The sequence below is a fragment of the Rhodococcus sp. FW305-130 genome (assembly GCF_058788335.1).
The window spans coordinates 723,805-742,188 of sequence record NZ_JBYTAP010000002.1; the positions used below are offsets into that span (position 1 = coordinate 723,805).

The window sequence follows — 18,384 nt, forward strand, 5'->3', positions numbered from 1 at the left end:
ACCGGAGATCGGCGGCAACGAGCAGGAAGTGACGAAGCGATGGCGAAGCGTGATTCCGAAAAGCAAGGCGCAGATTCCCCGTCTCAGTTGATCGACCAGCGAATCGAGGAACTCGGAGACTGGCGGGGCGAGATGCTCTCCCGGATACGAACTCTGATCAAAGAGGTGGATCCGGATGTGGTGGAGGAATGGAAGTGGCGAGGAGTTCCCGTGTGGTACCACGCCGGAATGATCTGTACCGGTGAGACTTACAAGAGTGCAGTGAAGGTGACTTTTGCCAAAGGCGCATCACTCGACGACGCCTCAGGTCTCTTCAACTCCAGCCTCGAGGGCAATACGAGACGGGCGATCGATTTTCACGAAGGTGAAGCCGTCGACGAAAAGGCGTTCAAGGCACTCGTTCACGCCGCGATTGCCCTGAACACCTCGAAGAAGTGATGCCTGGTCAGAGCTGATGTTCAGCGAGGTCGAACGCACTGAGTAACGTGCGGAATTTCGTACTGGTCTCTATCAGCTCGATTTCCGGATCGGAGGAAGCGACGATTCCGCCGCCGGCGTACGCCCGCGCCGAGAGGCCGTCTGCTGCAATCTCGGCGCAACGAATAGCCACCATCCACTCGCCGTCTCCGGTTCGGTCGCACCAGCCCACGGCACCGGCGTAGAACCCGCGGTCCCCTTCGGTCGCGGTGATGTGCTCGCGTGCGGCGCCCGTCGGTGTTCCGCAGATGGCGGGGGTCGGGTGCAGCGCCATTGCCAGCTCGAGCGAGGTCAGGCTCGGATCGGCCAGGACACCTTCGATCTTGGTCCCGAGGTGCCACAGTTGCGGTGTGCGAAGGAGTTCCGGTGCGCTGGGTGCATTGAATGATGTGCACAGTGGTCCGAGTATCGCGCTGATGGAGTCGACGACAAACGCGTGTTCGGCGAGATCTTTGGTCGACGCGCGAAGTTGCTCGGCATTCGCCTCGTCCTGATCCGAATTCGGGTGCCGTGCAATCGAGCCCGCCAACGGGTGGCAGGTGACGACGTCGCCTCGCCGTTCGATCAGAACCTCGGGCGTCGAGCCGACCAGCGAACGCCCGCGGTACTTTCCTCCGGCGGGGGACAAGTCGACGCAGAAACCGTTGTGCGCGTGATCGAGTGCAATCAGTTTCTCGGCCAGAGCGGCGGGAAAGATCGTGGACTCGGCCTCGATGGTCAGGGAGCGTGCGAGGACAACTTTGTCGAGTTCGCCTGCTCGAAGACGTTCGATGGCGCCGCGGACTCTGTCGGTGTGGATCTGCGCGCTGGGTTCGAATCCGGCTACCCGCGAAGTGGGTAGCGTCGGTACGTTCGAGTGATATAGATCACCGCGGACTCGTGTGAAACTCAGTGGCGCGGTGAGGGCGGACGCCGTCTCCGGTGAGAACGGCAGGGCTCCGACGACCGAGTCGATGCGCCCCGTTTTGAGGGCTTCAGCGGCGTCGAAGGCCGAGTCGAATTCTTCGACTACTCCCGAAGTACGGATCGACGTTTGCCTACGTGAGAGCAGGAAAACGGAGTCCGTTTCATCGTCAGTCCGGTTGTTGCGCAACGGGAATTCGGAGACTTCGGCGAGTGCTGACATGGACACCCTTCCAGTTCGACAGGATTACTTGCTATGTTGAGGCTAGCCTTAGTTTGGGTGAATTTGTGTCCTGAGCATCCGGGTTGTGTACTTCCGTACCGTTATGGTTAGGCTGGCCTAAAGTAAAGGCGTGCGGACGGGGTCGACACGAGGGGTGGGTTGGCTCGATCTGAGCGCGTCGACCACTACTCGAGGAGACCGATGAGCAACACCGTGGACCGTGACCAGATCGTGCGCGACGTCGCCGAGGTTCTGTCGATGAGGGCAGAACAACTCGGCGACGACGCGGACCTGGGTGACGAAGGCCTGGACTCGGTTCGCTTGATGACGCTTGTCGAACGCTGGCGAGGAGCGGGCGCGGATGCCGACTTCGCGGAGTTGGCAGAAGAACCGACCATCAATGCCTGGGTTCAGGTGCTGTGCCCGCAGTGAGCGATCGCCGAATTGCCGTAGTCACCGGTGCGGCGGCGGGGATCGGCGCCGCAGTGGCCCGGACTCTTGCGCGCGACGGGTATTCGCTGGCGCTTCTCGATCGCGACGACGTCGAATTGAGGCGGGTAACTGCGGAATTGGCAGAAACAATCGTCGAAGGCACCGATATCGAGAGTCACGTCGTGGACGTGACCGATCGGCAGGCAGTCGACGCTGCAGTGGCCTCCACGATGGACACGTTCGGCCGGATCGACGCGCTCGCGCACGTCGCCGGAATTCTCGACACCGGATCGGTGCTGGACTCCGATCCAGACCAGTGGCGGAAGATATTCGGCGTCAACGTCTTCGGATTGCTCAACGTTCTGCAAAGTGTGGGACTGGAAATGCGTCGCCGTCGGGCCGGGTCGATCGTGGTGGTCTCGTCCAACGCGGCCGGTGTCCCACGTATCGGGATGGGTGCTTACGGTTCGTCCAAAGCTGCTGCCACCATGTTGGTTCGAACCGCGGGCCTGGAGTTGGCTGTCGACGGGATTCGCGTCAACGTTGTCGCTCCGGGTTCCACAGACACAGCGATGCAGCGGTCTTTGTGGTCGGACCCTTCCGACGATTCGGGTGCCGATGCGGTCATCGAGGGCAATCTGGCGGGCTATCGCCTGGGCATTCCGCTCGGAAAACTTGCCACCGCAGACGATATCGCGGACTCGGTGCACTTCCTGCTGTCCGACCGGGCGGCCCACATCACCATGCAGGCGCTGTACGTCGATGGCGGAGCGACGCTCAAAGCGTGAGATGTATTTGCTGACAGTACTTTCGAAGAGGAGTCACTTGCATGACATCTAGGATCGCTCGCGAGCCCTTGGCGCCCGTCGCACAGTATCCACCCGAAGTGGTGACGCTTTATCGGGAACGAGGCTACTGGACTGACGAGACGCTGGCCGGATTCATCACGGCCGCGGCCGCACGGCATCCCGACAACGAAGCGGTGGTAGGCAGCGATGCCACTGGGGCACAAACACGGCTGACGTATTTCGACCTCGATCGTCGCAGCTCGGCAGTGGCCGGAGGCCTGTCCGGGTTGGGTGTTCGCGCCGGTGACCGTGTGCTTCTGCAGCTACCGAACATCGTGGAATACGTCGAAGCATTGTTCGGTGTGTTGAAGCTCGGCGCCCTGCCGGTATTCGGGTTGCCGGCGCATCGCCGAACCGAAATCGGATACTTCTGCCAGTTCGCTGATGTCGCTGCCTATATCGTCGCCGACCGTCATGGCGGGTTCGACTACCGCGCACTGGCGCGTGAGGTGAACGAAGGCCTCGAGACTCCGCCTGTTGTGATCGTGGCCGGCGACCCCGAAGAGTTTGTCGGTTTCGATTCGCTACGCGGATACGCGATTCCCGTTCTTGCCGACGTCGATCCGTTGTCGGTCGCCTTTCTTCAGCTTTCCGGTGGCACGACCGGTGTTCCGAAGCTGATTCCGCGAACGCACGCCGACTATCTCTACTCGGTGCGGGCATCCAACCCGATCTGCGGCGTCGACGATTCGACGCGCATGTTGGTGGTTCTCCCTGCTGCGCACAATTTTCCGATGAGTTCGCCGGGCATTCTCGGTGTCTTCCACGCGGGCGGCACCGTGGTTCTGGCGCCGGACACCATGCCGTCCACAGCTTTCGGTCTGATCGAATCAGAGCGAGTCACGCACGCGTCGTTGGTTCCACCGATCGCATTGGCTTGGATGGCCGCCCCCAGCAAGGCAGATCACGACCTGTCGAGCTTGCGGGTTCTCGGCGTCGGCGGAGCGAAGTTCAGCGCCGAAGCTGCCGCACGCGTACCCACGGAGCTGGGCTGCACCCTTCAGCAGGTGTTCAGCATGGCTGAGGGTCTGGTCAACTACACCCGCCTCGACGATACGGAAGATTTGATAGTCAGCACGCAGGGCCGGCCCATTTCACCGGACGACGAGGTTCGTGTAGTCGATGACGAGGGCGCGCTCGTCGAGCCCGGAACCACGGGGCACTTACTGACTCGGGGGCCGTACACGATCCGTGGCTATTACCGGGCGGATGCGCACAACGTCGAGGTCTTCGACGCCGAAGGTTTCTATCGCACCGGCGATCTGGTCAGCGTCACCGATACGGGACACCTGATTGTCGAGGGCCGCGCAAAGGACCAGATCAACCGCGGCGGCGAGAAGGTGGCCGCCGAGGAGATCGAGAACCACCTGCTCTCGCATCCTGCTGTCCACGATGCGGCCGTCGTCGCTGTTCCCGACGAGTACCTGGGCGAGCGAACCTGCGCCGTTCTGGTGATTTCCGGAGATGCACCGACCGTCGGCGAGATCAAGCGATACATACGAGGCCGAGGCGTTGCGGCGTACAAGGTTCCGGATCGAGTGGAGTTCGTGACCGAGTTCCCCGTCACCGGCGTCGGAAAGACCAGCAAGGCGGCCTTGCGCCGTGTTCTCAGCGAATCGATTGCCGCACAGACTCTGTCGAGTTGATCGGTTCCCACCCCCACATTTTCGAGGAGATTCATCATGGCGCTACCCACAGCAGTGCGATACGAGATGCCCACCGAGTTTCCGCAGAATCGGGTCGACTGGACTCTCGATCCTTCCCGAGCGGTGCTGCTTCTGCACGACATGCAGGAATATTTCGTGAACGCGTACGACCGAAGCGTCGACCCGCTCCAAACCGTGGTTCCGAACATCGACCGGCTTCGTTCGTCGGCGCGAGCTGTCGGAATCCCGATCGTCTACACCGCGCAACCCGGAGATCAGGATCCCGAGGAGCGTGCGTTGCTGTCGGATTTCTGGGGACCGGGACTGAAGGCAGATCCCGCTCACACCGACGTGATCGCCGAGTTGGCTCCGCATCCGGACGACGTGATGCTCACAAAATGGCGCTACAGCGCCTTCATCAAAACGGATCTGCGTGAGCGGCTGCGCGAGAGTGGGCGTGACCAGCTGATCATCACCGGAATCTATGCCCACATCGGTTGCCTGACTACCGCTTTGGACGGGTTCATGCAAGACGTGCAGATCTTCTTCGTGGGCGACGCGGTGGCCGACTTCTCCCTGGGCGAGCATGTCGGCGCCCTCGAGTACGCGGCCGGGCGCTGCGCCTCGGTCACCCGAACCGATGACCTGGTCAAGGCGATGAGCGCGGAAACGGTTTCGGCGTAGGCGTGAACGGCGACGGGTGCGCCACCCGTCGCCGTATTGTCAGGTGTGTGAAGACTTTGTTGGTGGTTCACCACTCGCCCTCGCCGACAACCCACGAATTGTTGGATGCAGTCCTGGCCGGGGCTCGCGATCCCGAGATCGAGGGCGTCGAGGTGAAGGTGGTGCCGGCGTTGGCGGCGACGGTGCCCGACGTCCTCGCTGCTGACGGCTATCTTTTCGGTACCACCGCCAATTTCGGTTACATGTCGGGCGCGCTCAAGTACTTCTTCGACACCACGTACTACCAATGCCTCGGTGCGGTGTCGGATCGGCCGTACGGCCTGTGGGTTCACGGCAACAACGACACTGCTGGTGCCGTGTCGTCGGTGCGCAAACTCGCGACAGGGCTCGGGTTGGTCGCGGTGGCGGATCCGCTCGAAGTGACTGTGAGCGTGGACAAATCTGTCCGCGATGGTTGTTATGAACTGGGCGGAACCGTCGCAGCAACGCTGATGGACTAGCCTTCACTTTCTCGTTTCGGTTCACGAAAGAGACTGTCCCGCAAGCGGTTGTAGAAGCGCGTGTCCTCTGGTGAACGCGTCGGGAGCCGTCGGTTCTCGGGTCACCGGCGAGGCGGATTCCCCGATTCATCGACATTTAGTTTAGGCTACCCAAAACGACGTTAGGTCACCCTTGGGTGACGTGTGTCCACAGACGAGGGGATCAGTGTGAGCGTTCTTCCAGGTTCGAACTCCGGAGCGGCAAACGAAGCTACGTTTGCTCTCACAGGAGCTCAACTCGGGATTTGGAACGCACAGAGGCTTGATCCCGAATCTCGGAGCTATCTCGTCGGTGAGGTGCTCGAAATCTCGGGCGACGAACCGATCGACACCGAAGTTCTGACGGCCGCCATCAGGGCGACGATCGGCGAAGCCGAAACCATGCGGCTGCGGATGATCGAGACGGCGGACGGCCCGCGTCAGTACATCTCCGACGAGCCGGTTGGTGTCATCCCGATCACCGACGTCCGTGACGAGCGCGATCCCGTAGCCGTGGCGCACGCATTGGTCGACGCCGAGCGCAGCCGGGCGTCCGAGTACTGCCGCCTGATGGTGGAGCGCCCGCTTTACACGTACTCGCTGATCAGGCTGTCCGATCGCGAGATCTGGTGCATCCAGCTCTATCACCACTTGATCGTCGACGGATACAGCGCAGCCATGATTTCGCGTCGTGTCGCCGCGCACTACACGGCGGCGAAGAAGGGAACCGACGTCGCACCAACGCGATTCGGTTCGATGAGTGCGTTGGTCGCCGAGGACGAGGCGTACCGGGCGGGCAACCAGTTCGTCGAAGATCGTGACTACTGGCGTGATGTCCTGACGCCTTTGCCCGCGTTGGACGGACGGGGCCAGCAGGTCACCGGTCCAGCGGAACGAACGATCCAGGTTCGCGAGGTCATCAGTGCCGACGCCCTCGGCCGCCTCAAAGAGGTGGCAGACGCGACGGGAACAACGTGGGCCGAGGCACTGATCGCCTGCTACGGCGCGTTTCTCCACCGGTTGCTCGGCGAGACGGATGTTGTCATCGCGATGCCACTCATGGCACGCGTGGGGCGCACGGCACTCAAGACCCCGGCCATGGCAGTCAACGTTCTGCCTCTCCGGTTGACGATTCGCAGCCACGATCGACTCGGTGACCTGAGCAAGCAGGTGGCCGCCACGATGAAAAGCCTGCGCGCACACCAGCGCTACCGCGGTGAGAATCTTGCTCGGGACCTGGGCGTCGCCGGCACCGGCGCACTGCTTCACGGGATCGGAATCAATCTCAAGGCTTTCGACTTCGCCCTCGATTTCGCCGGCGCTGTGGGTGTACTACGTAACGTTGCCGGAGGTCCGCCCGAGGACCTGGGTTTGACGGTCACCCCCATCGCGGACGGCGAAGTTCTCCTCGGGTTCGAAGTGGACGCGCGCACCAACACTCGGGATTCGGTTCAGCGTCGCCTCGCTGGTTTGGTGAGCATCGTCAACGCGATGGTGGGGGAGGGAGATCCTGCCGTCGGACAGGTGCAGATGATGCCGGCACCCGAAGCTGCGCGGATTCTCACCCGCCGCGAGATTGAACCTGTGCCTGGCTCCGTCGCCCTCGTCCCGGACGTCTTCGACCGCATCGTCGCCGATCATGCGGATGACACGGTCCTGGTGTGCGGTGAGGAACGTCTGACAGGCGCAGAACTCGGTGGCCGCGTCCACAAACTCGCCCGGTTGCTTCGGGCTCGCAATGTCGGCCCGGACGACATTGTCGGACTTGCACTTCCGCGTACCTCCGAGATGGTGGTGGCTCTGCTCGCGACACTGAACGCGGGCGCAGCGTACGTGGCCCTGGATCCGCAGCACCCGGCCGAGCGGTTGCGGGATCTGATCGACGACGCGCAACCGAAGGTGGTGCTCACCACTTCCGCGCTGGCCGAGCAACTCGTCGGAGATTCTCGACCCGACCCGCTCGTACTCGATTCCGACGAAGTGCGCGAAGAACTCCGTGCCCATTCCGAGTTTCCACTCGAACTCGGTGAACTGGCGACGGCGCGGCATGGCGATCACCTGGCGTACGTCATCTACACCTCGGGATCGACAGGCAAGCCCAAGGGAGTGCTGGTCAGAAGCGGTGGATTGGCGCACCTGCTTCACCACCACCGCGCCACCATCTACCGGGACACCGCCGAGCGCGTCGGAAACCGCCAACTGCACACCGCGCATACGGCGTCGTTCGCCTTCGACGCGTCTCTCGATCAACTGCTGTGGCTGCTGTGTGGTCATCGGGTGCACGTATACGACGAAGAACTGCAGAAGGACGCCGTTGCCCTGGTCGCGGCGTTCGAGCGAGATTGCGTCGACGTGGTCGACACGACGCCGTCGATGGCGGCAGCGATGGTGGACAACGGATTGCTGCGTACGCAGCGGTTGCAGCTCCTCGTCGTGGGCGGCGAGGCGGCACCGCCCGCACTGTGGGACGCGATCATCGAATCCGGTGTTCCCGCTCGAAACCTGTACGGCCCCACCGAAACGACGGTCGACGCGATCGCGACCACGGTCGAAGGTGCCGGACCGCGTATCGGGTACCCGCTCGCGGGAACCCGTGCGTACCTGCTCGACAGCGCGCTCGCGCCAGTCGCCGACGGTGAACGAGGTGAGCTCTATCTGGCCGGACCGCAATTGGCCAGGGGATACCTCGGTCGCGCCGGCGCGACCTCCGAGCGTTTTGTCGCAGATCCCTTCGGGGCTCCGGGAGATTTGATGTACCGCGCCGGGGACGTCGCGCGCTGGGTACCCGGGCGGGGATACGACTTCATCGGTCGTAGCGACAAGCAGGTGAAGATCCGCGGACATCGCGTCGAGTTGAGCGAGGTCGAGGCTGTTCTCGGATCGGTGCCCGGAATCGGCGCGGCCGCCGCGCTGATCCGTACGGATGGAGGACGGCCCAGCCTGGTCGGCTACGTTGTAGCCGCCGCCGGTACGACGCTTCCGCCGCAGGAAGAATTGCGCCGAGACCTCGCCGGTCGCGTACCGGATCATCTGGTTCCCGCCGCAATCGTCGTTCTGGACGAACTACCCGTCACGGTGAACGGAAAGCTCGATCGTGCGGCACTACCAGCCCCGGCCACCGAATCGGAAGGTCGCGCTGCATCCACACCACACGAGGAAATCCTCTGTGACGTGGTGGCCGAGGTGCTAGGCCGCGAGCGCGTCGGTGTGGACGAGGATTTCTTCGGCCTCGGTGGTGACAGCATCACGGCAATCAGTGTCAGCAGTCGCCTGCGGGTGCGCGGACTGGTCGTCGCTCCGAAAGAGCTACTGGCACAGCGAGATCTGGGAACCATCGCCGCTGCGGCGCGTGAGATTGCCGATGACGCCGACGCCGTAGCCTCGGTTGCGGACGTGGCGACCGGCACCGTGATCGCTCCGCCGATCGTTCGGGCACTGATCGACAAGAATCCGACAGACGAGGCAATTGCGGGCTACACGCAGTGGACCGCAGTGCGCATCGACGACGGCCTCTCGCTGGGCGACCTGCAGTCCGGCGTGCAGACGATCCTCGATCACCATGACGCTCTACGTCTGCTCCTGCGCCGTGACAATGACAGCGGCACTACCGAATTGATCGTCCGAGACGTCGGCGCGGTGCGCAGCGAGGGGCTCGTTCACGAGGTGTCCGACACCTCCGAGCCGTCCCGGATCAGAGAGCTCGCGGAGGCGTCGGCGGCGAGTCTCGACCCACGCGCCGGTGAACTCCTGCGAGTCGTACTGGTCAATACCGAGGCCGGTCGACCCGACCAATTGATCGTCGTGGCTCACCATTTGATCGTCGACGGTGTGTCCTGGCGAATTCTGCTTCCAGACCTCCACGAAGCTACCGATGCAGCGCGCGAGCGTAGGTCGGCCCGGCTGGGTGCTGGCGGAAGTTCGTGGCGCCGATACGCGGGGTTGCTCGCAGAATTCGGGACCTCGGGCAGCATGGCATCGGAGCTCGAGTACTGGAAGTCCGCGTCGGTACAGGCGGACGACGAGCCGATCGGCAGTCGTCGTCTCGACCCGAAAGTCGACCTCACCGCAACCGCCTCTCGCACGACAACTGTTGCACCCCCGGCTGTCACCGACGCGCTGTTGACCACGCTTCCGACGGCGTATCGAGCCAAGGCCGACGAAGTGCTTCTCGCGGGTTTGATGCTTGCCTTGCGCTCATGGCAGCACGGCCGCGGCCTCATCGGCCTGCCCGCGCAGACAGTCACCGTCGAAGGCCATGGCCGCGACGCGCTCACCAGCGACACCGACTTCGCCGGAACCATCGGGTGGTTCACCAGTGAGTTCCCCGTCCGGGTTCCCACCGATGCACTGCTCACCGCAGACGATCTTGCCGACGCACTGAGCGGCGGAGCAGCTGCCGGGCATCTGCTTCGTGCGGTGAAGGAAGCAAAACGCGCCGTACCCGGAGGTGGAGTCGGCTACGGAGTTCTGCGGCATCTGGATCGCGACACCGCACCTGACCTTTCCGCGTGCTCTACACCCGAACTGCTGCTCAACTATCTCGGCCGCTTCCCGTCCCTACCCGGAACCGGATGGCGATTGCCGGAGCAGGATCCATTCGCGGTCATCGAACCGGCGAGCAAGGCAATGTCGGAAGTGCTGGCGCTCAACGCATTTGTCCGAGAGGACGACTCGACGATGCTGGCAGTCGAATGGACTGCGGCGGGTTCAGTGCTCGACGCCGCGACGATCGTCGAGCTGCAAGAGCATTGGGAACGTGCGCTCGCTGCACTGACCGCGCATGCCGCGCTCTTCGAGGGTGGTTTGACGCCTTCCGATTGCTCGGCGACGATCTTCGGCCAGGGCGCGGTGGTCGATCAAGCCGGGATCAACGAACTCGAAGCCGTCCACGGACCGCTTGCCGATGTACTTCCGCTCTCGCCGCTACAAGAAGGCCTCCTGTTCCACGCGGTCCGTGACGGCGAAGCAGACGTCTACACACTTACTGCACGCTTCGACCTCTCCGGCCCGTTGGACGAGGTGAAGTTGGCCGACGCGTTCGAGACCGTGATCGACAGGCACCCGAACCTACGCGCAGCTTTCCACTACGAGCAGTTCGAACGGCCCGTTCAGATCATTCCGCGCGGTGCAAAAGTCGAGTGGCGTTCGGTCGACCTGACCTCCGTTCCAGCTGACACTGCATTCCGCTCTGCAGATCAGCTCGAGGACGAGGCCGCCGATTACGTCTTCGATGTCAGTACACCGCCTCTGCTGCGTGCGCTGCTGATTCGGCTGCCCGGCGGGGTGCACCGTTTGGTCCTCAATGCGCATCACCTGCTCACCGACGGGTGGTCGACTCCGATCGTCCTGCGCGAGCTGATGAACGTCTACCACGACGGCGATGCGCACCTTCCTGCGCCGACGCCGTATCGCGACTACTTGGCATGGATCGCCGGCCGTGATCAGGACTCTGCCCGCGCAGTGTGGAGTGAGCGTCTGCGTGGGCTCACCGCGCCGACTCTCGTTGCCGACGCAGGGGCGCCGCGAAGTGTGCCCGTCGCGCTCGAGGTTCCTCTCGCGACATCGGACGCCGAAGCGCTGATCGAACTCGGTCGTGCGCGAGCGCTGACGGTCAACACCCTGGTTCAGGGTGCGTGGGCAGCGGCGCTCGCCGAAGCGACGGGACAGTGGGACGTCGTGTTCGGGGCCACGGTGTCCGGCCGACCTGCCGAACTCTCCGGGGTGGAGGGAATGGTCGGGTTGTTCAGCAACACGATTCCGGCCCGCCTCGACATCGTCGCGGATCAGCCCTTGCTGGATCAGTTCGTCGGTCTGCAGAACGCGCAGTTCGACATCGTGGACGTCGAGCACACCAGTTTGGCCGAGATCGAACGCATCGCCGGGATCGGTCAACTGTTCGACACGCTCCTGGTGTTCGAGAACTTCCCGAACTCCGGTGCGGGACAGCCTGCATCGCACACACTTCGAGTCGAGGGATTCACCAACCGCGGAGTCACGCACTATCCGATGACGTTGATGGCGCCGCCGAGCACCGGTCTGGATCTGGTCCTGTACCACGATCCGGCAGTTGTCTCCGAAGCCACGGCGCAGCGAATGGTCACACGGCTCGCGGAGATCCTGCGTGGGTTGCTGACCGAGCCGACAGCCCCCGCATCCGCGGTGCTCTCGGTTGTCCGACAGACCCGCCGCGTTGCCGATGCGGTGGCTGTCACAAAAATGGTGGCTGTCACGAAAAAGGCGGCCGCGTCTGATCAAGCGATCGATGTCGATCCAGCGGTCGTCGATGCAGTGTGCGCCTGTGTCGCAACGGTGTTGGAGATTCCCGACGTCGATCCGGGTGACAATTTCTTCACTCTCGGCGGTCACTCGCTCACAGCGATGCGGTTGGTGGGAAGTCTGCGGAAGCTGGGAATACGCGTCGTCGTCTCCGATGTCTTCGACACCCCGACCCCCCTCGGTCTTGCAATGGCCGCACGCGTCGATCAGAAGAAGTTCTCGCCGGATTCGGTTGCTGTCGTCGATCGACCCGCTGTGACCGTGGCGACGTTCCGCGCCCCGGCAGTGGCGGGAAATCCTGATCACGAGCGGTATTGGGTTCGCACGCTCGCGGGCTTGCCCCTCGAAACGGACCTTCCCTACGATCGCCCGCGCGGCGAAGAGTACCGCCCGCACACCTACGTTCGTCAGCTACGCGATGCTCGGTTCGGTGACGGATCAGGATTCGACGCGGTGCTGTTGGCCGCAGTGGCGGCGACGCTGAACGGCTTCGGTGGCGGTCGGGACCTTGCGGTCGGACTCTTCTCGGAAGGGACTGACAGCCTGATTCGGGTCGATCTGTCCGGTCGGCCGAGAATTGCCGATGTCGTTCGACGAGTCGAAAACGCTGTCTCTGAGTCACTTGCGCATTCCGAAGTCAGCCTCGACCGAATCGCCGATCTACTCGGGCGTCCGACGAGTAGTCTGTTCGCTGCCCGTGTCGGTCACTCGCCCGGAAATAGCGTCGACCTCGAATTCGTCCGAACCGCAACAGAACTTCGATTGACGGTTGATGCCGGGCTGTTCGACGCCGCGACTGCGGACGCATTGCTCGACGGTGTGATCGCGGTCCTCGGTCACGAAAACAGCACTGTCGTCGCGGATCTGCGATTGTCGGAAAACAAGTCGGATCGCGATCCGGGCCGACGCGCGACGCCGCCGTCGGGGATCTCGCAGTTGTTCGCTCGACACGTCAGCCGTCACCCCGACGACGTCGCGGTGGTCTCCGGTGAGGTCGGAATTACCTACGGGGAACTGTCGGCGCGCGTCGACGAGCTGGCCCGCGAACTTCTCGCGGCCGGCGCCGGACCCGAGAAGGTAGTCGCCGTCGCGCTCGATCGAGATGCGGATCTGGTGGCCGGACTGCTCGCGGTACTGCGTATTGGTGCGGCGTACCTGCCACTCGACGTCGACTACCCGAGTGAGCGGCTCGAGTTCATGATCGAGGACGCGGCTCCGGTGTGTGTCCTGACCAGTATCGACAGCGCCGGGCAACTTCCGTCGACGGTCGCCACGAGTGTCTTCGTGGACGGTGAGGTCACCAACTCGGGTGTTGTGCTTCCTTCACCGCCCGCGGCGGGTGATCACCTCGCCTACATGATCCACACCTCCGGTTCGACGGGTCGCCCCAAGGGCGTGATGGTCTCGACGGGCAACCTCGCGGCCTTCGCGGACACGGTACTCGAGGATTGCTGGATCAGGCCGGGCGATCGCATCGTCGCGGTGACAACGGTGTCGTTCGACATCGCCGCACTCGAGTTGCTGTGCCCGCTCGCAGCGGGCGCGACTGTCGTGATCGCAGACCGCAGGACGGTTCGCGATCCGGATGCGTTGTCGGCGTTGATCATCGCAAGCGATGCGACAGTGATGCAGGCAACGCCGGCGCTGTGGCGAGTGGTCACCGAACACGAGAACGCAGTCGGGCTCGCCATGGTGCGAGCCCTGGTGGGAGGGGAAGCCCTCCCGCAGGATCTGGCTGACGATCTGGTGGCCAACGCTGCTTCGGTCCGGAATGTCTACGGACCCACCGAGGCCACGGTGTGGGCGACATCTTCGGTCATCACGACCGGCGACCGAGTCACGATCGGTCAGCCCTGGACCGACGTGCACGTGCGAATCCTCGACGACGACCTGCGTGAGGTTCCGGAAGGCGTTGCGGGCGAGCTGTATCTGGGCGGTGCGCAGGTGGTCCGCGGATACCTGAATCGCCCCGATCTGACCGTAGCTCGGTTCGTTGCCGATCCTTCTCTGCCGGGGGCACGCCTCTACCGCACCGGTGATCTGGTCCGACGCAGGCGAGGGGTTTTGCAGTTCCTTCGTCGTGCGGACGATCAGGTGAAGGTTCGCGGTTTCCGCATCGAGCTCGGCGAGGTCGAAGGCGCGCTCGGATCGGTGGCCGGTGTGTTCCGCGCGGCAGCCACCGTCCGTGTCGATGCGGCGGGCACCGGAAGTCTGCACGGATATGTGGTTCCCGAAGGTGGAACCACGCTCGATTCGGTTCTGGTGCGCAAGGAGATTGCGCGGCTGCTCCCCGAGCACATGGTGCCGCAGAGCATCACGGTGCTCGAAGCACTCCCGCTCACCCTCAACGGCAAGGTGGACCGAAAGGCATTGCCCGACACCGCGCCGGATCGTGTGCCGAGCCCACTCGTAGCCGTCGATGCGGATCGTCGGGCACGGCTCGAGTCGCTGAGCCCGGGCTGGCAGGACGTGCTGCCACTCGGTCCCTTGCAGGAAGGCATGTACTTCCAGTCGGTTCTCGACGGCGCCGGCGGTACGGATGTCTATCACATGCAGCCGCGATTCGAGTTCTCCGCCGATGCTGCCGTCGATGTTCGCTCACTCCGAGCAGCGGGGGATGCGCTCTTGCGGCGCTATCCGAACCTGCGGGCCGGCTTCACACACGCCGGTTTCGACGCTCCGGTGCAGTTCGTGCCCAGGGCAGCCGAAATGCCTTTCCGCGAGATCGATCTGAGCGCAGTTGCGACCGAGGACATCGATCGCGAGGTTCGCGCCGTCGACGAGGCCGAATTCGGCACGCTCTTCGACTTGAGTGCACCACCACTCATTCGAATGGTGCTGGTCTGGTTACCGGGTGGGGGAGCGCATCTCGTCTTCACTCAGCACCACCTGCTGACCGACGGTTGGTCGCAGACCTTGATGTACGCGGAGTTGTTTGCGCTCTACGAGTTTGCTCGCACTCACGGCACGGACCCGGTTGGACTCGACGGCGCGCTCGACAAGCCTGCGGACTTCCGTGATCACCTGCGATGGATCGCCGAAGCGGATCGCACGGACGCCCTCTCGTCCTGGAAGGACTACCTCGCGGATCTCGAGCAACCCACACTCGTGGGTGGTACGGGATCAGGCGGACGTGCTCCGTTGCCGGTGTTCACCCGGGTTCAGCTCGAACAGAGCATCACCGAGCACGTTCGCGAGCTGGCCAGACGTAGCGGAGTGACGCTGTCCACCGTCGTTTCTGCGGCGTGGGGCCTGGCATTGCGCGCCGTGACGGGGCGTGACGACGTGGTCTTCGGATCGACGGTTTCGGGACGTTCACCCGAGGTCGAGGGCGCCGACCGCATGGTGGGCTTGGCGCTCAACACCATTCCCGTGCGTGTCCGGGTCCGGCCAGGCGAGGAGATCTCGGCGTTGCTCGGACGCCTGTTCCGTGAACAGGGTTCGCTGCTGGGGCATCACCATCTCGGGCTCGGCGACGTGCAGCGAAGCGCTGGGTTCGCAACACTGTTCGACACGTTATACGTCTTCCGCAACACGCCTCGTGACGAACAGGCACGTCGAGACACGTTCGGGCGCAGTGGAATCGTCGGGTTCGACGCAGTGGACGGCACCCACTATGCGCTCACGCTCGACGTGGATCCGGGTGCCGGGGATGCGCCGATGGCGCTCACTCTCGAAAATCGTCCCGACCTGATTCCCCACGACGTGGCTCGGGACGTTCTTTCACGCACCATCACGATCCTCGAAGTGATGGCGAATTCCGATACCGCCACGGTGGCGGACACGGCGGTTCCGCTTTCGCGCACCCCCGCGGAATTCGTTTCGGAGCACATTGTGATGCCGCGGCCGGACCAGGCCGGCGGTAGCGTGGACGCCTTGCTCCGCGAAAGGGCAGCGGCAACTCCGGACGAGACGGCGCTGGTCTTCGGAGACGTCACACTGAGCGCAGCCGAGATGAACACTCGAGTGGACAGGCTGGCACGGATACTCGCTTCGGCGCTGGGGCAGTCGGTGCCAGGCGCGGGATCGACCCGTGTTGTGGCGCTCGCACTTCCGCGTACCGCCGATCACGTCGTAGCGATCTTCGCGGTCATGAGAACCGGAGCGGCATACCTTCCCTTGGATCTGGCTCACCCGCCTGCACGCCTGCGCGAACTGATCCTCGACAGCGATGCGGCGCTGGTGATCACCACGACTCAGACGCGTGACCTTGTTGTTCCGGACGGACAGGTATGTCTGGTCCTCGACGACCCGGACGTAACCGGGGTACTCGACGGGCAGTCCCCGGCACCTGTAGTCGACGAGGCCGCGGTGTGCGGGCCGACCTCACCGGACCAGCCTGCCTACGTCATCTACACCTCGGGCAGTACCGGAAAACCCAAGGGCGTCGTGGTGGGTCACCGCGGGTTGACGACGATGTATCACAATCACAAGGCCGAGATCTTCACTCCGACCGAAAACAGTGTGGGTGGCCGACGTTTGCGCATCGCGCACACAGTCTCGTTCTCGTTCGACATGTCGTGGGAGGAACTGTTCTGGTTGCTCGCGGGGCATGAAGTTCACGTGATCGACGAGCAGGCGCGACTGGACCCCGCGTCTCTGGTGAAGCATTACCGCGAAGTCGGTATCGACGTCGTGAATGTAACCCCCTCGTATGCACGGGAACTGATGGCCGCCGGTCTCCTCGACGGGGAGCGGACGCCTGTGTTGGTGATGCTCGGAGGAGAAGCTGTACCTGCCGAACTGTGGTCGCGATTGCGCGATCAGGACGGTGTCGACGGGTACGACCTTTACGGGCCGACGGAGTTCACGATCAACGCGATGGGATCCCCGGTTCAGGGGAGCGAGACACCGTGCTTGGGTCGTCCGATTCTGAACGCGTCCGCGCGGGTACTCGATTCGGGGCTGCGGGAGGTTCCGATCGGAGCGGCGGGCGAGCTGTACATGTCCGGTGACGGAACGGCGATGGGTTACCTTCACCGGACCGCGCTGACATCTTCCGTATTCGTCGCTGATCCCTACTCGGTCGGTCACCGCATGTACCGCACGGGTGACGTCGTTCTGCGTCGCCGCGACGGCGAACTCGAATATCTGGGTCGCGCAGACCATCAGGTCAAGATCCGAGGCATTCGGATCGAATTGGGTGAAGTGGAATCCGCGCTGGCGTCGTTGCCGGGAGTGTTGAGAGCGGCAGCGTCAGTCCGTAGCGAAGGCGGTGGGCCGCCGCGACTGGTCGGGTACGTCATCGAAGAACCCGGCGCTGATTCAACCGATCTGCGAGCTGCGTTGCGGGAACGCGTACCGGCACACCTGGTTCCGTCGGACATCGTCGTCGTGGATTCGATTCCGCTGACGCCCAACGGAAAACTGGACCGCGGTGCGTTGCCGACACCCCCCGCCCGAGCAGCGGCCCGAGCACCGCGAACCGAGATGGAAAGGCAACTGTGCCAGGTCTTTGCGCGGGTACTCGGCGTCGAGGCCGTCGATCCCGACGAGAGCTTCTTCGATCTCGGCGGCGACTCGCTTCGAGCCATGCGACTGGTGGGGGAGATGGAGCACGACCTGTCGGTGAGCGTCGGTGTGGGAACGCTGATGGCCCGTCCGACAGTTGCAGAACTTGCAGCACACCTTGGCGAGTCGGCGTCCGAAATCGATTTAAGTCGCGATCGCCTTCTGACACTCCGAGCCGAAGGCAGCGAAGAACCACTGTTCTGCGTGCATCCGGCCGGTGGATTCGCTTGGCCCTTTGCACCTTTGATCGGTGTCCTCGAGGCTGACCGTCCACTGTTCGGCCTGCAACTTCCCACAGTTGCCGGTGAGCCACTCGAACCGACGAACGTGGACCAACTGGCAGCGATGTACGTCGACACGATTCGGGGCGTTCAGCCGAGCGGGCCGTACCACCTGCTCGGCTACTCGTTCGGTGGCAACGTCGTTGCCGCGATGGCGGCTCAGCTGGTCGGTATCGGCGAGAGGGTGGAGTTCGCCGGTCTGATCGATACTCATCCACTGGGAGATCGTGACGATCGCGGTCGCGACGATGCCGACGACCGAGATCTGGCCGCCGCCCTGCCACCCGAGATCCTCACTCAGGCAACGGGACTGGTCGAGGATGTTCGGGCGGGTTTTGATGCCACTCGTTTGCTCGTGGCCCGCTCGACTGACACAACCTACGACGGACCGGTTACTCTGATCACCGCCGACGCCGAGGCGTCCGGACAGCTGCTGGCCGATCGCTGGCGCAGAGTCCGCGGGGACCGGGACATGGCAGTACACCATCTGCCGTACGACCACGCCGGATTGGTGACCCCAGCCGGGTGGGCGGCAATTGCCCCGCTGCTCGACAGCCATTTGTCGAAACGCACGGCCACATAGTT

At 63.6% G+C, this 18,384-nt stretch carries 8 protein-coding genes; 7 read left to right on the forward strand and 1 reads right to left on the reverse strand.

The annotated features are described in order from the left end of the window. Positions 1–39 precede the first annotated feature (39 nt). Positions 40–438, forward strand: coding sequence for a DUF1801 domain-containing protein (locus tag AC3WQS_RS09580; RefSeq protein WP_020907486.1), 399 nt, complete (start codon positions 40–42; stop codon positions 436–438). A 7-nt stretch (positions 439–445) separates the two neighbouring features. On the opposite strand, the gene AC3WQS_RS09585 is transcribed toward AC3WQS_RS09580, so the two are convergent. Continuing rightward, positions 446–1,603: an isochorismate synthase gene (locus AC3WQS_RS09585; RefSeq protein WP_080945662.1), complete on the reverse strand. Its 1,158-nt coding sequence runs from the start codon at positions 1,601–1,603 to the stop codon at positions 446–448. Positions 1,604–1,804: 201 nt separating this feature from the next. Between AC3WQS_RS09585 and AC3WQS_RS09590 the strand changes: the two genes are divergently transcribed. The 6 genes from AC3WQS_RS09590 to AC3WQS_RS09615 all read left to right on the forward strand — a co-directional run bounded on the left by AC3WQS_RS09590 (position 1,805) and on the right by AC3WQS_RS09615 (position 18,382). Then, positions 1,805–2,035, forward strand: a complete 231-nt coding sequence (locus tag AC3WQS_RS09590; protein ID WP_003942230.1) for a phosphopantetheine-binding protein — start codon at positions 1,805–1,807, stop codon at positions 2,033–2,035. Then, complete coding sequence (locus AC3WQS_RS09595; RefSeq protein WP_492712476.1) at positions 2,023–2,823, forward strand: 2,3-dihydro-2,3-dihydroxybenzoate dehydrogenase; 801 nt, start codon at positions 2,023–2,025, stop codon at positions 2,821–2,823. The genes AC3WQS_RS09590 and AC3WQS_RS09595 overlap by 13 nt, the downstream gene beginning before the upstream one ends. A 41-nt stretch (positions 2,824–2,864) precedes the next feature. Then, positions 2,865–4,529, forward strand: a complete 1,665-nt coding sequence (locus AC3WQS_RS09600; protein WP_492712475.1) for a (2,3-dihydroxybenzoyl)adenylate synthase — start codon at positions 2,865–2,867, stop codon at positions 4,527–4,529. A gap of 36 nt (positions 4,530–4,565) precedes the next feature. Then, complete coding sequence (locus AC3WQS_RS09605) at positions 4,566–5,213, forward strand: isochorismatase family protein (protein ID WP_046378453.1); 648 nt, start codon at positions 4,566–4,568, stop codon at positions 5,211–5,213. A gap of 47 nt (positions 5,214–5,260) precedes the next feature. Continuing rightward, the gene (locus AC3WQS_RS09610) at positions 5,261–5,713 is read left to right on the forward strand and encodes a flavodoxin family protein (protein WP_019748153.1); all 453 of its coding nucleotides are present in this window, start codon (positions 5,261–5,263) and stop codon (positions 5,711–5,713) included. A gap of 207 nt (positions 5,714–5,920) precedes the next feature. After that, a complete protein-coding gene (locus tag AC3WQS_RS09615; protein WP_492712474.1) occupies positions 5,921–18,382 on the forward strand; it encodes an amino acid adenylation domain-containing protein in 12,462 nt (4,153 codons plus the stop codon). Positions 18,383–18,384: the final 2 nt, after the last annotated feature.